The 16,723-nt window shown below is 38.4% G+C and carries 22 protein-coding genes; 10 read left to right on the top strand and 12 right to left on the bottom strand.

Annotated features, from left to right (window positions below):
* Positions 1-118: 118 nt before the first annotated feature.
* The 6 genes from DXC01_RS20095 to DXC01_RS06520 all read right to left on the bottom strand — a co-directional run bounded on the left by DXC01_RS20095 (position 119) and on the right by DXC01_RS06520 (position 4,381).
* Positions 119-274 (bottom strand): hypothetical protein, encoded by a 156-nt coding sequence (locus DXC01_RS20095; protein WP_158583621.1) that lies wholly within the window; start codon positions 272-274, stop codon positions 119-121.
* 255 nt (positions 275-529) lie between these two features.
* The gene (locus DXC01_RS06540) at positions 530-964 is read right to left on the bottom strand and encodes a bacteriohemerythrin (protein WP_106492463.1); all 435 of its coding nucleotides are present in this window, start codon (positions 962-964) and stop codon (positions 530-532) included.
* A 76-nt stretch (positions 965-1,040) separates the two neighbouring features.
* Positions 1,041-1,205 carry a rubredoxin gene (gene rd / locus DXC01_RS06535; RefSeq protein WP_020993356.1) on the bottom strand — a complete coding sequence of 55 codons (165 nt, stop codon included), beginning with the start codon at positions 1,203-1,205 and terminating at the stop codon, positions 1,041-1,043.
* A 274-nt stretch (positions 1,206-1,479) separates the two neighbouring features.
* A complete protein-coding gene (locus tag DXC01_RS06530) occupies positions 1,480-1,851 on the bottom strand; it encodes a hypothetical protein (protein WP_055057025.1) in 372 nt (123 codons plus the stop codon).
* Between the two features lie 444 nt (positions 1,852-2,295).
* A complete protein-coding gene (locus DXC01_RS06525; RefSeq protein WP_009321335.1) occupies positions 2,296-3,591 on the bottom strand; it encodes a tyrosine-type recombinase/integrase in 1,296 nt (431 codons plus the stop codon).
* A 160-nt stretch (positions 3,592-3,751) separates the two neighbouring features.
* Positions 3,752-4,381, bottom strand: a complete 630-nt coding sequence (locus tag DXC01_RS06520) for a helix-turn-helix domain-containing protein (RefSeq protein ID WP_009243739.1) — start codon at positions 4,379-4,381, stop codon at positions 3,752-3,754.
* A 175-nt stretch (positions 4,382-4,556) separates the two neighbouring features.
* On the opposite strand from DXC01_RS06520, the gene DXC01_RS06515 reads away from it, so the two are divergent.
* The 6 genes from DXC01_RS06515 to DXC01_RS06485 all read left to right on the top strand — a co-directional run bounded on the left by DXC01_RS06515 (position 4,557) and on the right by DXC01_RS06485 (position 9,907).
* Positions 4,557-4,787, top strand: coding sequence for a helix-turn-helix domain-containing protein (locus tag DXC01_RS06515; protein WP_002578307.1), 231 nt, complete (start codon positions 4,557-4,559; stop codon positions 4,785-4,787).
* 144 nt (positions 4,788-4,931) lie between these two features.
* Complete coding sequence (locus DXC01_RS06510) at positions 4,932-5,246, top strand: DUF3847 domain-containing protein (RefSeq protein ID WP_002578306.1); 315 nt, start codon at positions 4,932-4,934, stop codon at positions 5,244-5,246.
* Between the two features lie 328 nt (positions 5,247-5,574).
* Positions 5,575-7,296 carry a MobA/MobL family protein gene (locus DXC01_RS06500; RefSeq protein WP_109214826.1) on the top strand — a complete coding sequence of 574 codons (1,722 nt, stop codon included), beginning with the start codon at positions 5,575-5,577 and terminating at the stop codon, positions 7,294-7,296.
* Positions 7,235-7,984 (top strand): DUF6040 family protein, encoded by a 750-nt coding sequence (locus DXC01_RS06495; RefSeq protein WP_009243742.1) that lies wholly within the window; start codon positions 7,235-7,237, stop codon positions 7,982-7,984. Before DXC01_RS06500 ends, DXC01_RS06495 begins: the two co-directional genes overlap by 62 nt.
* 155 nt (positions 7,985-8,139) lie before the next feature.
* Positions 8,140-8,598: a MarR family transcriptional regulator gene (locus DXC01_RS06490; protein WP_108817235.1), complete on the top strand. Its 459-nt coding sequence runs from the start codon at positions 8,140-8,142 to the stop codon at positions 8,596-8,598.
* Entirely contained in the window at positions 8,588-9,907 is a 1,320-nt protein-coding gene (locus tag DXC01_RS06485; RefSeq protein ID WP_109214827.1) for an MATE family efflux transporter, read from the top strand. The genes DXC01_RS06490 and DXC01_RS06485 overlap by 11 nt, the downstream gene beginning before the upstream one ends.
* A gap of 133 nt (positions 9,908-10,040) precedes the next feature.
* Here DXC01_RS06485 and DXC01_RS06480 read toward each other — a convergent pair whose 3' ends face one another.
* A complete protein-coding gene (locus DXC01_RS06480; protein ID WP_002578301.1) occupies positions 10,041-10,277 on the bottom strand; it encodes a DUF6061 family protein in 237 nt (78 codons plus the stop codon).
* A 313-nt stretch (positions 10,278-10,590) separates the two neighbouring features.
* Between DXC01_RS06480 and DXC01_RS06475 the strand changes: the two genes are divergently transcribed.
* A complete protein-coding gene (locus DXC01_RS06475; protein WP_118698558.1) occupies positions 10,591-11,193 on the top strand; it encodes a Type 1 glutamine amidotransferase-like domain-containing protein in 603 nt (200 codons plus the stop codon).
* Between the two features lie 66 nt (positions 11,194-11,259).
* Positions 11,260-11,469, top strand: a complete 210-nt coding sequence (locus DXC01_RS06470) for a DUF6219 family protein (protein ID WP_005421572.1) — start codon at positions 11,260-11,262, stop codon at positions 11,467-11,469.
* Positions 11,470-11,543: 74 nt separating this feature from the next.
* On the opposite strand, the gene DXC01_RS06465 is transcribed toward DXC01_RS06470, so the two are convergent.
* From DXC01_RS06465 to dinB, 3 genes are all read right to left on the bottom strand, one after another.
* Positions 11,544-12,107 (bottom strand): hypothetical protein, encoded by a 564-nt coding sequence (locus tag DXC01_RS06465; protein WP_118698557.1) that lies wholly within the window; start codon positions 12,105-12,107, stop codon positions 11,544-11,546.
* A 237-nt stretch (positions 12,108-12,344) separates the two neighbouring features.
* Positions 12,345-12,590, bottom strand: a complete 246-nt coding sequence (locus tag DXC01_RS06460; RefSeq protein ID WP_330386437.1) for a hypothetical protein — start codon at positions 12,588-12,590, stop codon at positions 12,345-12,347.
* A 5-nt stretch (positions 12,591-12,595) separates the two neighbouring features.
* Positions 12,596-13,846, bottom strand: a complete 1,251-nt coding sequence (gene dinB, locus DXC01_RS06455; RefSeq protein WP_118698556.1) for a DNA polymerase IV — start codon at positions 13,844-13,846, stop codon at positions 12,596-12,598.
* A 185-nt stretch (positions 13,847-14,031) separates the two neighbouring features.
* Here dinB and DXC01_RS06450 point away from each other — a divergent pair, with 185 nt between their 5' ends.
* Positions 14,032-14,739, top strand: coding sequence for a S24 family peptidase (locus DXC01_RS06450; RefSeq protein ID WP_158583620.1), 708 nt, complete (start codon positions 14,032-14,034; stop codon positions 14,737-14,739).
* Positions 14,732-14,905 (top strand): hypothetical protein, encoded by a 174-nt coding sequence (locus DXC01_RS06445; protein ID WP_226815871.1) that lies wholly within the window; start codon positions 14,732-14,734, stop codon positions 14,903-14,905. The genes DXC01_RS06450 and DXC01_RS06445 overlap by 8 nt, the downstream gene beginning before the upstream one ends.
* Positions 14,906-15,082: 177 nt before the next feature.
* Here DXC01_RS06445 and DXC01_RS06440 read toward each other — a convergent pair whose 3' ends face one another.
* Both DXC01_RS06440 and DXC01_RS06435 read right to left on the bottom strand, forming a co-directional pair.
* On the bottom strand, positions 15,083-15,655 hold the full coding sequence (locus tag DXC01_RS06440) for a CDP-alcohol phosphatidyltransferase family protein (RefSeq protein WP_118698554.1): 573 nt from the start codon (positions 15,653-15,655) through the stop codon (positions 15,083-15,085).
* Complete coding sequence (locus tag DXC01_RS06435) at positions 15,645-16,709, bottom strand: FUSC family protein (RefSeq protein ID WP_006858452.1); 1,065 nt, start codon at positions 16,707-16,709, stop codon at positions 15,645-15,647. Before DXC01_RS06435 ends, DXC01_RS06440 begins: the two co-directional genes overlap by 11 nt.
* Positions 16,710-16,723 lie beyond the last annotated feature (14 nt).

Raw genomic sequence — 16,723 nt, 5'->3', positions numbered from 1 at the left:
AATTTGATAATAGAGCATTCCTATAAAATTTTTCAAAATATCATTGTCAAAACTATGTATTGTTATCCTTTAATTTTTCTTTGAAATAATTGACAAAAAGCTTGCTTTCAGGAGATTACTATTTAATCTCTTTTCCATCTATATATAGTTGAAATTTATCAGGATTATTGACAACATCATAGTCCTTTCCGTATTCTACAGGTCTATATTCGGCTGTCATTACCGATTTCCCGTCTTCAATATCCTCTTTCCATAAATAGATGTTCATATCCATGCTCGTCGCATATCCTCTGTCTGTGGAGAATTTTGTCGAATGAAAAGAGACTTTACAACTTAAAATTGGATAAAAAGGACAAAAAAAGAAGAGCTGATTGCTCTTCCCATATAGTAGTAGTAAAATAATATGTCATGCCAGCGCAATATATTACCTAGAATATCGCTATAACAGGAAAGGGACTGCATTGTGACAGCCCCTAGTTTACTTCATCATGTTGTCTACATTCTGAGTGAACTCATTCCCTGGTTTATTTTAGCATCGATCTGGATTTTGTTTCATAAAGATAAATTTTGCCACAGAGCGGTCGTATGTTTTAATGTGTCCAAACAGCCAGTCGATTACATTTTTCTGTACAAGTTCACTGAACTGATCTGTTGGTCCTTCATACTCCTGAAGGTATTCATACAGTTCCTGAATTGTCTTTTTAAACTCTTCATGTTTTTCATAATGTTTTTCACGCTCTGGATAACCGGATTTTTCCTGAAGCTTTTCCTCTTCTTTGAAATGAAAGTCAGTATATTCATCCAGATAATCCAGCATTTTGATTGCTTTTACTTTGCTGTCGCCATTTTGACAGGCAGTTACAAAGTTCTGGATACGGTCGATCAATTCTTTATGCTGGGTATCAATTGTTTCATTTCCTGTTACTAAATTGTCATCAAAGGTAATGTTTAAATCGTAAGTCATAATTTGACCTCCATTTCTTTTATATGTTCTCTTAGGATCTTTTAATGTCTGACAGTTTCGTACCTGCATTTTCTGCTTAGTCTTCTACAGGAACGAAAACATCTTTTCCTAATCCACAGATTGGGCATGTCCAGTCATCTGGAATATCCTCAAATGCAGTTTCTGGATCGATACCAGCGTCTGGATCTCCTACTGCCGGATCATAAATATATCCACATGGTTCACATTCATATTTTATCATAGTCATTTTCCCTTTTCAATGTCGATTTATTTTTGTTACCAAGTTCCTAGCAATTTTTCTAACACTTTGTTTCTTGTATATCTGTATTATACATGATAATTATTTCTCTTGTCAATAATAGTAATTATTATTATTATGCTTAGCATAAACTGATATTTGAATTGCAAATTTACATATTGTATATATCATGGGAATAGTTGAATAAAAAAATGAACTCTATTCATTAAAGACAGAGTTGCTGGAAATTATTTCTCTCCAACAACTTTTTTCGTCTTTAAGTCCTTGAAACACAATACTGTCCAATCAGATTCATCCAACTGTTATATTTATTCTTTTCACACACCTTTCGGCAAATTTCATTTTCCATCAATACACAGAACATCTTATCATAATCAAATGCCCAAACAGCACCATTCACATGGTTTTCCACTGCTTTCTGATCTATGTTCTTTAAACGTGTGGCCATTTTTTCAATTTCTCCATTTCTCAAGTTACCGATATTTTTGCAGATAAACCGAAAGAAATTCAACGTTGCATATTCGTCATGCCAATGGAACTCTTCTGGATTGTTTATAATTTTACTGACTCGCTGCTGTTCTTTGATTATCTGATCAGCTACACCTTTCATCGAATCTTCGTATCTCATATTACTCACCTACTCTTCCTCAACGCCCAGTGACGGTTTAAATCTTTTATCCTTTGCCTGCGGTACCACGATCTCATAAAAATAAAATCCTAAATATCCAAGTGCCTGCTTCTTCATTTTATAAAAAGAAGTCCTGCCTATTCCTAGCTCCTGCTGTACTTCCACATCTGTCTTACATAAATTAAAAGGTAAATATGTTCAAACATAAGGCCTCGGAATCTTAATGATTTCTGGGGTTTTCTATTATTGGGATAAGACTATTTATAGCAATTTAAACCGAATTATGATAACATAAGGCAAAGATAAATCGGAATTTGTGGAGAGATTTCCTGAACTTTCCTTATTTTACAGGCTTTTCAGCCCATTAAATAGTGAAATGATATGTATTTTCCCTTATTTTTGCCCTTATGCGGAATCCGCAAGGGAAATAAGGGAAATTTTTAGTTAAGCATTGCTCGCTACTTTATCAAGAAGTCTTGCGGAATCCCGTTTTGCTTTTCTTGTTGAGTGAGCGTAAATATTCATTGTGGTACTGACATCAGAGTGTCCTAACAGTTCCTGTACATCTTTCGGTGCAGCTCCATTGGAAAGCAGATTGCTGGTATAAGTGTGACGCAACTGGTGAAAATGGAAATCTTCAAATCCTTCCAGCTTCTTTGCCACTGATCTGCATACAATGCTGAGTGTACTCGGCAGTTCCAAAGAGCCATCTGGTCGCAGGCAGACAAAGGAGATTTCTTTGTAATCTGTCGGGACTTCCTGTGTTCCGTCAAGATGATAGTATTCATAATATACCCTGTTTTTCACATGCACTTCTTTGTAGTAATTGCGGTGATATAATTCGCCATACTGCATCCGGTTTTTGAGCTGTTCTTTTCTGGCAGCTTTCAGTATTTCAGTCAGCGTATCTCCAAAATCAACAATCCTTACTTTTTTCCGTTTCGTTGGTCCGATAATATTTTTGTGTTTCATGCCGTCGTAGCGGATACTGCGTTTTATGGTCAGGCATTGTTCCTCAAGGTTAATGTCCTGCCATGTAAGACCACAGGTTTCCCCGATACGGAGCCCGGCATAATACGCAATTTGAATCGGAAGAATAGCAGGTGGATTTTTCTTTTCCAGATATTGGATAAGCCGTTCATAATCCTCATGTGAAATCGGCTGTGTACCTTCTTCCACTTCATCATCGGAAAAGAGGTCAACTTCCTCTGCCTGCTTTTTCAGCTTAATATACTGCATCGGATTGAAACTGATTAACTGTTTTGGAAATACTGCAAAACGGAATGACTGCTGTAACACTGCGGAAAAAGAATGGATATAATCTTTGCTGTATCCCTTTTTTACTTTCCCGTCTGGAAACTCACCACCGAATGTAAGCAGATCAAGAAATGCCTGTAAATGTTCGGCAGTAACTGTTTTCAGTTTGCGGTCTGCAATCGGGTGTTTTTTGATACATCGGATTGCACCAAGATAATTTTCCACTGTACCGTTGCTGAGTGTCCCAGTTTTCAGTTCTTCTTCTGCCCACATATCCAGAAGTTCCCCTACGGTAAGATTATCTGCCTTTGCAACAAACTTCTTATCTTCGTAGTCTTCCAGTGCCTTGCGGAGAAGCTTTTCCGTCTCACTTTTACTTTCGGTTCCGGCGTATTCTTTCTGAACCATTTTACCGCTTGCATCTTCTACATAGAAACGATAGTACCATTTTTTTCCTTTTTTTCTAACAGATCCTTTTGCCATAATCGTATGTCTCCTTTCGATATCAGACAATCGGAACTGCTGAAATGCTTCTTGCGTGTAGGCATCTTATGGACAAGTCCATAAGCCAATTCGCCGCTCGTCAAATCTGTAAACAGCTTGACTCGCTTGCGCTCATTGTATCATAACTCCGATTATCTTACTATACCGATTCAGAATCGTCATACATAACTTCGGATAAAAGATTTGCAAGCCTTTGTTCTGCCGCTTCCGGTTTCTTTGAATAGAGCCTTACAACATCTGCCATATCATTAAATGCGTTGACAGTATGTGTGATCTCCCTGAGAAACATAATCTCATTATATTCATCTTTCGATTCAAATCCCATTACTTTGGCAATGTCCGCATCTTTGGTACTGCCTTTGTAATTTTTACAGGCGAACTGAAACGAATCCAGAAACAGTTCATATTGCTTTAACATTAACAGCAGTAAGTCTTTAGAAAAAGCGTCTTCTGTTTTATTGAGGTCAAGAGGAAACTGTTTGAGAATGTCGCCCATCGCATCACGAATCTGCAATTCTTTCTTATCCGTAATATCAGTTTCATATTCATCGGTTTCCCCTTTGAGCCATTCAATCGATACATGAAGTGCTTCCGAAAGACCTTCCAGTACCATCTTTTTGGTATTGTCAATCGAACCATTCTCATAACGCAGGATTGTGGAAGCGGTAACTCCCATCTTCTCTGCGACATAAGGCTGTGTCAGATTTAATTCCAGACGGCGCTGTTTTGCCCTGCTGCCAATCAGCTTGCGTAGTTCTTTATCTTTCATGCTGATGTGCCTCCTTTTTCGGTATGTCATTACTATACCACGCAACAAAATATATTGCAATATGCAATTTTAAGAAAAGCAGAAAAATTTCATAATGCTTGACAAAGCAATATAAACACGCTATACTGACAGCACAAATGAAATTGCATAATGCAATTCGAAAGGAGGTGGTCATATGACGCAAAGAAAGATTGCCTTATCTATTGAGGAAGCTGCTGATTATACGGGAATTGGCAGGAACACCCTGCGAAAGTTGGTAGAGTGGAAGAAACTTCCGGTATTGAAGGTTGGGAGAAAAGTCCTGATCAAAACGGATATGCTGGAACTTTTTATGGAAGCCAACGAGGGCAGGGACTTGAGGGATAAGGGAAATGTGAAAGCAGTCACAAGAAACGGTTCAACTTAAAAAAGCGGTTCCCGAAGAAACCGCCAAAGGTTCTATCAGACCGGAGTCATGATATACCTACACGCAAGCAGATTATACCATGTACTTCGTCTGACAGACAACAGGAAACTTATGTTTGGAAAAAAAGAAAGGACGATGATATTTATGGCAAGATCAACAAAGAGTTATGAGGAGCGTATGCTCCAGTTGGAAAAGAAAGAACAGGAAAGCCTTGAGAAAGCAAAACAGTATGCAGCACAGAAACGGGAACTGAAGAAACGTCAGAAAGATGTGGAAACCAAAAAACGGACACACAGGCTCTGCCAGATTGGCGGTGCAGTGGAATCGGTACTGGGTTCTGCGATTGAGGAAGATGATATCCCAAAGCTGATCGGCTTCTTAAAAAGGCAGGAAGCAAATGGGAAATTCTTCTCAAAGGCAATGCAGAAAGAGCCAGTTGCAAATACGGAGGAAGTGTAATGCCGGAGGGAGTGGAGTTTCCATTCCCTTCATTGCTTTTTTATGAAGGGCGCACTTATGGACAACCAGAGGTCGTCCGTATAAGTTTGCCACAGGTGGCAACCGGTCTGCGCTTACGCTTGCCGGGCTCGTTCCGTCGGCGGGGCTTTCAGCCAGACCTGCTCATGCCGCAGGAGGCACTCTTCGCCAGAGGGGCACATTCCATGCAGGCTGTTATGCACAGGGCACTCTTACGCAGAGGGTGCTCCGGCAGATACCATTTTCTTTTAGGAAAAACGTTACCTGCCGGAAATCAAAGCCGGATACGGCAGAATGGGGGAAACGGAGCATGGCGATTTTTCATTATACAGTAAAGATTGTTGGACGCAGCAAAGGAAAATCCATCATATCGGCGTCTGCTTATCTCAATGGCGATGTGATGAAAAATGAAGAAACAGGCAGGATCAGCTACTATACTTCAAAAAAAGAAGTCGTTTATACCAGCCTGCTGATGTGTGAAAATGCACCACAGGAATGGCAGAATGTACCTGCTGAAAATATCAGACGGTTCCAGAAATCTGTCCGATATAAAAGGGCAGATAACCAAAATGCTGCACTGGAAAAATTCAAACTTACTTTTCAGAAGCAGCGTTTATGGAATGAAGTCTTGAGGATAGAAAAAAGTTCAGATGCACAACTCGGCAGGTCATTTGAGTTCTCACTTCCGAAAGAATGGAGCCGACAGGAACAGATTGATTATACAACTGAATATATTCAAAAGACCTTTGTAGATAAGGGAATGTGTGCGGATTGGAGTATCCACGATAAAGGAGATGGTAATCCCCATGTGCATTTATTGGTGACGTTGCGACCATTCAATTCAGACCACTCATGGGGTAACAAAGAAATCAAGGATTGGGAGTTTGTCAGAGATGAAAATGGAAATATTGTGGTGGATGAATCCCATCCGGACTGGTGGCAGGATAAAAAGAACCCTGACCGTCATGGAATCCGAATCCCCGTACTTGATGAAAATGGAGTCCAGAAAGTCGGGACAAGGAACCGCAAACAGTGGAAACGTGTATTAACCGATGCTACCGGGTGGAACAATCCGAAAAATTGTGAGCTATGGCGGAGCGAATGGGCAAACGTCTGTAATGCACATTTGAAAACGGAAAATCACATTGACCATCGTTCTTATGCAAGGCAGGGAAAATTAGAGATACCGACGATCCATGAGGGCGCAGATGCCAGAAAAATTGACGAGAAATTTCAAAACGGACAGACATCCTCTACTTCATGGAAAGTAGAGGAAAACCAGATCATAAAAAGACAAAATGCACTGCTGGATAAAATACAGATTTCTTTTGGAAAAGTATCCAGTGCATTAACACAATGGAAGGAGCGATTGCGTGACATTAGAAGAAAGCCGGGAAGTCATTCCCATGATGGAGACAATGATAAACCAGATCGAGGAACAGCAGAATCTTATGGCAGAGATGGTACAGGAATTGCAGGAACGGGACAGGCAGCTCCTGTCTTTTCAGGAGCAGAACCAGAGTTTAAAAAGCTTAAACAGCGAATTATCCAGGCTGCTAAATCTTTTGCCAGATACAGAAGAACTGCTCTCACAGATCGAGCAACAGAAAACCAGAATCGAACAGTTGGAAAACGAGAATCAGCAATGGCAGGAATTAACGCAGAAGCTGAACAACGAGAACAGCTTATTGCAGAAACAGAACAGCGAATTGCTGACCTTAAACAGCAGATAGAGAAAGCGAGGGAGATCGATGAGCGAATGCAGAAACTTAGAGAACGTCGGGCAGGTGGAAGAACTTCTGCTGATGACCGAACAGATGCAGGACGAACTGGATCAGAAAGACCAGACAATCCAGGAACTAAACAGGCAGCTAAGCGAATCGCTGACCTTGAACGAGAAATTGAACAGCGAAAACAGAGCCGAGAATATCGAAGCATTGCGGACAAGATTAAGGCAAACAGAGGAACGATTGACCAGCGAGACAGACAGCAGGAAAAGAGCCGACGCAGAAGCCGTGGCATGGAAATTTAAGTATGAAAAAGCAGAGCAGGAAAAACTTTATGCACAGACACACCAAAAGACGGTAGAGGTAGCTGTTGAGAAAAAAGTGCCTTATGAGAAATGTGAAAAATGTGACCGTACTGCTTACCGGAAAGCAAAAGAAAAATGCGATAGCCGTAAAAGCCAGTTAGAAAAGAAATATAAAAATATGACGATTGGTTATGAAAGTATCTTGTTTCTACTGGCATGGTACAGCATAACAACAACACTGTTTACTGCGATTCTTTCGCCGGTTTTCCTTAACGACTGTATCGTCTTTTTCGGTGCGTTAGGAAAAGGAATGGGAAGTTTATTTCGGGAGTTTGTGACAGGTGCAGACTCTTTCGGACAGTTAAGCAGTGGAATACCTAACAGTATTCTTTCCGGGATTGTGTACTGGCTGATTGCCGGTACTGTCATGGCAATTTTATTCGTAATAACCGGGTGGCTGATAATCGGGATTGGTTATCAGGTAGGAAAAATCTACCGGAAATATTGTTGGGATATCATCAGTATCGTGGTAGCGATAACGAGTACAGCTGTTGTAATTTACTTTGGAGAATGGATTAAAAACGCTAATCCGATAAATCTTATTGTATTGCTATTACTGTCGCATATTATTTATATTGGAATCAGATGTTATGTGAAAGACTGGATGGAAGAACGAGGATATTATTAAAAGAGGACAGGGAAATTTCATAATCTTCCTGTCCTTAGTAAGGGACTATTGATTGTTTATATAAAGAAAAAGTATATAAATAAATCTTGACAATTAGTACGAACTCGGACTATAATACAAAAGTCCGGATTCGTACTAATTTAAGGAGGAAAAAGATGAGAAAAGATAATAATATGATAATACAGTTGCAACGATATTATGCTTTATGGAAAGAATGTACAGCAATGTATGAGGAATGGTCAAAGGATCAGGGACTGTCTTCAAATGGAGTTTTTGCTTTGTATTCATTTTATGAAAGTAATGGAAGATGCACGCAGAAAATGATAAGTGAAAAATGGAATATACCTAAGCAAACGGTAAATACGATACTAAAAGATTTTCAGAAAAAAGGATACATCAATATGGTATCTGATGATTCAGACAAGAGAAATAAGCTGATATGCCTCACAGAATCAGGAATGGAATATACGAAAGATATCATAGAAAAACTGCACTCAAAAGAAATATATGTAATCGAAAAAATGGGATTAGAGAATATAGAAAGTCTTAATGATAATACAGAGCTGTTTATCAGACTTTTCAAGGAAGGAGATTGTAAGAAAAATGAATCATAAATCATTATTTTTTAAATATGTTATTCCATCTATTATAGCATTTGCATTATCAGGAATATATGCGATAGTGGATGGATATTTTGTAGGCAATACCATAGGAGATGCTGGACTTTCGGCTATTAATATTGCATATCCGATTGTGGCTTTGATTCAGGCTCTTGGAACAGGAATTGGTATGGGAGGAGCTGTTTATTACTCAATTAATGCAGCAGAAAAGAAAGGAAAACGGGCAGAAGAATTTATTGCTACAAGCTGGTGGCTTCTTGTAATAGTAAGTGTTATCAGTACCATAATTATTTACTCCTTTTCGTCTAAAATTTTAGGATTGCTTGGAGCAGATGGAATTATATTAACAAATGCGACAGATTATATCAAAATTATAGCACTTGGAGCAATATTGCAGATTCTTGGAACTGGAATGATGCCATTCATTAGAAATTATGGAAACTCTTTCTGGTCAATGTTTGCGATGGTTGGTGGATTCATAACCAATATTGTTCTGGATTTTATCTTTGTATGGATATATGAAATGGGCATGAAAGGTGCAGCCACAGCTACAATAGCCGGACAGGGTGTGACTGCAGCAATTGCAATCATATACGCATTATATAATAAAAAGTTTTATGTGTATGTATCCTTAAAAAATGTAAAAGAAATGTGTGGCGCTATATTCAGAGTAGGTCTTGCACCATTTGGGCTAGCATTGACTCCTAATATTTCATTGGTGTTTATAAACCGATTCTCCGCTTCTTATGGGGGAGAAAAAGCTATTGCAACTTATGCATGTGTATCCTATATTATCTGTATCATATATCTCATATTGCAGGGCGTAGGTGATGGAAGTCAACCTTTAATGAGCCGTTTTTATGGTGAGAAGGATCAAGAAAGCCTGAGAGGAGTTCAGAGAATGGCATACATTTTTGCAATAATTCTTGCTGTTTGTGGTGGAATTATCATGTATGTAAACAGAGCAAATATTGGAGGGGTTTTCGGAGCTTCTTATGAAGTAAGTATTGAGATTTCTAAAATTGTACCTATATTTTTAGTGTCATTACCATTTGTTGCGATTACCAGAATAGCGACAGCTGGATTTTATGCTACTGAAAAAAGTGGATTGTCATACATTCTTACATTCATTGAACCAGTATTGATGCTGATATTTATGCTTGTTTTACCACCTTTATTTGGTGGACAGATTATGATATGGTGGAGTACGGTATTGGCACGTGTTTTTTCAGCGATTCTGGCATTCATACTAATAAAATATTGCGAAAAGGGAGATTTGCAATATGGAATACAGAAAATTTAACAATCAGATAGTAGCAAGAATAATCTAGGTTTATCTATTGTATTTTTAAGGACAGCCTCATAGCAATAGGGCTGTCCTTTTAAAATTATGAAGCTAATTTTTAATAAATTCTAGTAGATTTTGATTGGAATAATCATAACTCTAATGAATCTTCAGCATCTACCCACATCTGTAAATTCCCATCAAGATATAACCTTGCATATTCTAATGGCTCATCGATTGCAAGCGATGTCAAAGCACAATCAGATCCAGGTGTGGTTCTTAAATTTTTTTCTGCTTCCCAACAATCAATACGGAGTATATAGCCCGTATTAGTATATACATCAATGCTGTTGCACTGTGGATTGTATTCTGCAAATATTGTTCTCATCGTATCCCATCTCCTTATCATTTAATCAATCAGTAGTAGCAAAAATTAAGAAGCATTTCAATCAGTTCACCATGTCACTTTTATTTTGTGTTATACTGTCTTATAGATTTTTCTTGCCCTTGTATTTGCCCTTATCAGAGTGCATAAACACTGATGGGACGATATAACACAAGGGAAATAATAAGGGAAAGCTCACCTGCGACAAATCCAGTGTTTTCAAGGGGTTGCGAAGAATTTAATAATAAAATATAACAGTTATTAAATTTCTTAAAACAGGTGAAATCTCAATCGGAATTTATAAAGGAGAATATTGATGAAACTATTTTTATGTTCGCATTTTTCAAGTGTAGGAAGTCTGATAAAGGAAGAAATTGAAAATAAGAAAGTCGCATTTATTCCAACAGCTTCGCTACGTGAAGGCTACACCGGTTATGTCGGCTCGGCTCGAAAATTATTCAAAAAGTTTGGAGCAATCGTAACTGAAATTGATATTTCAACGGAGGCTTATTCAACGATACAGTCTGTTTTTGAAGATGCAGATGTGATATATTTTACCGGCGGAAATTCTTTTTTTCTTATGGACCGGCTCCGTAAAACGGGAACTGATGGGCTGCTGAAAAAGGAATTGGCAAATGGAAAATTGATGATCGGCGAGTCGGCAGGCGCAATTATATGCGCTCCAAGCATCCAATATATCCAGCAAATGGATAAAAAGCCGGAGGACTACTCACAAGAAGATGATGCAGGGCTTGATTTGGTTGATTTCTATGTTCTTCCGCATTATCTTACATCACCATTTAAGAAAGTTACCAAGAAAATAATGACTGAGTTTTCGGATTTGAATCTATGCCCAATTAACAACCGTCAGGGAATTGTAATTGACGGTGAAGGTTCAAAGGTTATTTGCAAAGACTAATTTGAAAATTCCAGTTTGCATATTTCTTAAAAAGATGTATGATATAAAAAAGCTCAGGAGGTTCAAATGAAATCACATAAATACTGGTCCATCGGTGCGCTGGTTTCCATGATCGGAACTTGCTACACCGGCTATAAGGATATGAAATCAGCACATAAATATTTTGCATTCAGTTCACTGATCTGCATGGCTATGGCCATTTACTCAGGTCATAAAATGATTTCTGGCAAATCCAGAAAAAAGAAAGAAGCTGCAGCTGAAGAATCTGCGGAATAATAAGAGGAATAGGGGAGTATTCCATTATATATAAGCCTGATGGAAAGGGGAGATTCCATCAGGCTCTTTCAAATCTACTCTTCCGTTTCTGGAAAAGATGGCTTATATCGTTTGTTTGCAGACTGTGGCACTACGATTTCAAAAAAATAATATCCCATATACCGAAGAGCTGCTTTTTTCTTCCGATAAAAACTTACCCGGCTCATCCCCAGTTCAAGCATAATTTCCATGTCCGTCATTTTTCTGTGCCTGCAGAAGCAGCCATAAAGCACATCATAATATTCGCTTCCAACATTCGGGGTGAAATATTTTACCAGTGTCATTGCCCGATTGACCATATCACAAAGTCCATAGATTAGAATGATATTATTTACTTCTTTTTTCAGTTTTCCTAAATTCATGCGGTAATCGTAAGCATCCATATACTGAAGAGCATAGGCCATATTCTCATTGATCTTTTCCTGACACTCCTGCTCTAATTCATCCAGAACCAACTGATTTTCCAAAATCAAATCCTGATAATTGTTCATCAGTGCTTTCATCTTTTCATAGTACAGATCCATTCTCTCTTCTGTATGTCGTGCTGCATTTAGCGTAATTTCTTTAAACGATCTAATCGCATAATCTCTCTCTGTCATTATCAAAATCTCCTTTTTTCGTATTGAATCGTCTCTCTCTGACGTTCTACACTCCCATCCCTGTGATTTTGACGGAAGCTCAATAAGAATTATTCTTGAGCAGAGCCACATCTGCATGGACAATATAGTGGGTATATTGTTTCATGGACATAGATGTAATGCCCTTATATGTCAATCTGAAAAGAGCAAAAGGAAAAGGTCAGCTCTTCTGCAGATCCCGTTTTCTTTCCTAAATCTTTACGCACTCTTGCGCTCCATAAACCACTTATCAAATTCATAATATAAATGGCATTCCTTACCATCTACCATTACAGTATACATAATTCCTGTACCACCCGCTTTCCGGCTGGCACAACGTTCTTTCGATTTTACTTTATCAATTAAATATTTAGTTCCATCTTCCCAAATAAATTCTATTGGCATCATTGCGCCTTCTGTGCTGAATTTTACAATGACTTCTACATAAACTTTGTTATCATTCAAAGCACTTACCTCCCATTGAAATATCCAACTGGATGAACGGTGTGGGATCCCTGTGCATCCAGGCTGGATAATATTTTATCCTGATGCATAAATGCTCTCTGGACACTGTGATATCCAAACCGTCGCCTGATATCATCTACTGCCCTGTCTAACTTCTCCTGTTTTTCCCGGCGCTGCTCATTCATAAATAAATCTAACTGCACCGGAACCTGTCCCATAACCAGATCATCTGCACGGATTCCAAGACTTCTGATCGGGCAAGGCCAATGATAATTCTCTCTAAAAAGCTGGTATGCTGCACTCATTATCTCATCTGTAATGTCTGTCGGCTCCTGCAGCTTTCTCTGCCTGGAGAAATGAAATAATCCATTATCACGAATCGAAATTGACACTACATTACATTTAAAACCATGTTTCCGCAGTCTGGCTGCGACACTTTCTGCCAATGCCATCAGAATAATCTGTACATCCTGATCATTTTCCAGATCTCTGGGTGCCGTTGTACTGTTGCCAATAGACTTTATCGGTGCCTGATATCCTTCTGCTGAAACTGGCGAATCATCCCAGCCATTCGCAAATGAATAAATGACAAGTCCCATTTTCCCAAGCTGCCGTTCCAGAAAACTTGGATCTGTTCTTGCCAGTTCTCCGATTGTGCGAATACCATATTTCTGTAAAGTTCTATTCGTTGATCTTCCCACGTATAGAAGATCTGACACTGGAAGTTTCCAAATCAAATCCTGATAATTCGCTTTATTAAATTCGGTTATTGCATCCGGTTTCTTATAATCGCTTCCTAGCTTAGCAAAAATTTTATTCCATGAGATTCCAATGCTTACAGTAATTCCCAATTCTTTTTTTACTCGTCTGCTTATCTCTTCCGCAATCATTCTTCCGTTACCTTTCAGTGAAGAACTTCCAGTAACATCAAGCCACGCTTCGTCGCAGCCATATGGTTCAATCTGATTCGTATACTCTGAATAGATTTCACGGAGCATAAATGAAAACTTCAAGTACAAATCCATTCTGGGTGGTACAAATATCAGATCTGGGCATACCTGCTTTGCCTGCCACAATGCCATGCCAGTCTTAACGCCGCTTCTCTTCGCAATATAATTCGCCGTCAATACAATTCCATGCCTCGCTTCAGAATCTCCTCCTACAGCTAATGGCTTACCAACATATTCTGGATGATAAAGCATTTCCACACTAGCATAAAAACAATTGGCATCGCTGTGCAATATTGTTCTTTCCACATTTTCACCTTTCCTTTTTAGAACGTGCGTTCTTTTTCTATATAGGCATTATATATCGCTTCTAAATCTTTGTAAAGTAGCAGATATGTCGTTTTTATGGATTTTAACGCTATTATTGTTGATTTTTTATCTGTTATGGGTTATAGTATATATAGGGAATAAATACCTGCATATGGAGGTGTATGATGATAAAGAAAGATTTTGGATCCATTATTGCTAATAAAAGAAAAGACCGAAAACTGTCTCAACCACAACTGGCAGCTCTTCTGTGTGAAAGAGGCTTAGATGTAAAAGCTCATTCTATCAGTAAATGGGAAAAAAATGTAAACCTGCCAAATGTTTTACAATTTTTTGCCCTCTGTGAGATTCTTGAGATTTCCGATATAAATAGAACATTCCAGATTGGAACGGATGAGAAACTTTTCTCCAAATTAAATGACGAAGGACAAGCCAAAGTTCTTGACTACATGAACCTATTAATGAAAAGTGGGGAATACATTCGAGAAGAACCAATCATTTATCAATTTCCACGAAGAACTCTCAGTCTCTATGATCTCCCGGTTTCAGCTGGAACAGGACAATTCCTTGATTCCGACCGTTTTTCCGAAATTGAAGTTGGTGATGAAGTATCTTCCAGTGCTGACTTCGGTGTCCGGGTATGTGGTGACAGCATGGAGCCTCTCTATCTGGATGGACAGATCATCTGGATTCATAAACAAGAAACACTTGAAGAAGGAGAAATCGGTGTCTTCTTCCTTGATGGTGATGCTTATGTAAAGAAATATCATCAATCCGATTCCGGTATTCAGCTTATTTCTCTAAATAAAAAATATGCCCCTATCCAAGTCACTTCCGGATCCATCTTAAAAACTTTTGGAAAAGTAGTTGGCTAATTTTAAAAGGCTGATGGTTCAGAACGAGGACCTGGATTATTTCGGACTCTGCAGTTCATTGAATGCGACTCCGGAACTAATGAGCTTTAAATTATACAGCCTGACAAAACGAGGCCAGGCTTATCATATGCCGATGGAGATTCAGAGCAATTTCCTGGCAAAATAAAGTAAATAAAGATCCTGTTCTATATATCATAGTATGAACAGGATCTTTTTATAATGATTTATTTTCTATCTAAAATTTTATTAAACCGACTAAAGACTCCATAGCTTGTGTGTTTGACTTACTGTTTATATCTATCTTCTCCTAAATATTTTTCTAGTCATTGCAATATAAAATTGCTTATACAGTCTCTTCCTTAAGAGTCCTGGTATTCTGGATAATATACAGAGCGACCGATATGACCATCATTATAGCGCACAAACCAATCAACAGATCTGATACCATCGGTGTAATGTGGAACCATATAATATGCACCGCTGCAGTTCCATATAATAAAAAGGTTACTATCTTTCCATGCCAGTCTGCACCATGTACTTTTCCTGTCTTTTGTATCACAAGACATCCACTGACTACCATATACAGCTCCTTACCTGCCATTATTACGATTAAAAGAAGCACATGCGGAAAACGAGTAAACAGACAGATTAACATCGCTGCCTGTGTCAGCTTATCAGCCACTGGATCAAGTATTTTTCCTAAATTACTAATCCTATGGAATCTTCTTGCGATATATCCATCAGCGAGATCCGTAAGACCGGATAGCAATAAGATTTCTCCTGCTAACAAAGGATTTTCCTTTACACAATAACTCCATATAATTACTGGAATCAGACAAAACCGAAAAAAAGAAAGCAAATTGGGTACTGTAATAATTCTATTCAAATTTTCTTCCTGATTCACTTCACTCTGCATGTACGGTCACATCACTTTCCTTTTTTTTAGACATAAACCAATAAAATATAACACAAAATGCTAAAGCAAACACAACACCAAAAACATTTTGAATCACTCTAAGACTAACCGCTCCTTGTAGTCCATAAGTCTCTGCAGCAATGGCTAAAGCACCAAATGTGTTAAATACTGCCTGCCAGCCATATTGTGCTGAAAATCCTACACCGATTCCACCAAGAATTCCTATATATGCATAGATTGACGAAGGAAGCAGAAAATATAATACTGTAAAACATATAACACCTGCAATATTTCCGACAATCCTTTTACGGACTCTGTAGTGCATATCTTCCATAAATGGCAAAATCGCGGACATGGCCGCAATACCAGCCCACATTGCACGTGGCATATTACAAAGTTCTGCAATGCAAAGGACAATCGGTACGCATAAAATCTGACATATCTGCCATTTTGTTCTGGAAGAAGTGATATCAAATTCTTGTATCAGATCTTTCAGATTTCTTTTATAAGTTCTGTTTTTATGATTTCGATAAAATACGAAGCAGGTAAGTGCTGCACCTAAAGCCATTCCGACTAATCGCATCTGATAGCTTTTTCCCGTAACATCATAACCATATAGCAGCAGATACCCAAGAACCAATGTAGATTGATTAAACATGAATGGATTATGGCATCCGAACAGAATCAACACAGCCAGTGCCGCAATATTTAACAGCATTCCCAATACCGGTGAAAACTGATTTGCTAAATGCGGACATACAGTCATAATTACAAAGAACAAAGCCAAAAGCATCGTAGATTGTCCGGTGTGGATCCCCAGATCCGCATTCCGAAATACCATAAGGCATAATAAAACTACTACACCCACAATACTATTCTCATTTCCAAATAAGATACTGAAAATAGTAACAAATAAAAAACAAAATGCCATTGTAACAGCTATCTTTACCAAATATACCAGTATATGATATGATTTTTCTTTCACTGTTTCACTCTTTTTCAACAGATTTTTAGAACCTGCCTGATTTAACTGCAATTCCTGATAAAATGTCATGTAATTCCTCCTCT

This window comes from Blautia sp. OM07-19 (assembly GCF_003481595.1).
GTDB lineage: Bacteria > Bacillota > Clostridia > Lachnospirales > Lachnospiraceae > Blautia_A > Blautia_A intestinihominis.
Note: the sequence above shows the minus strand (reverse complement) of the source record. Positions and strands in the feature narration are given on the sequence as shown.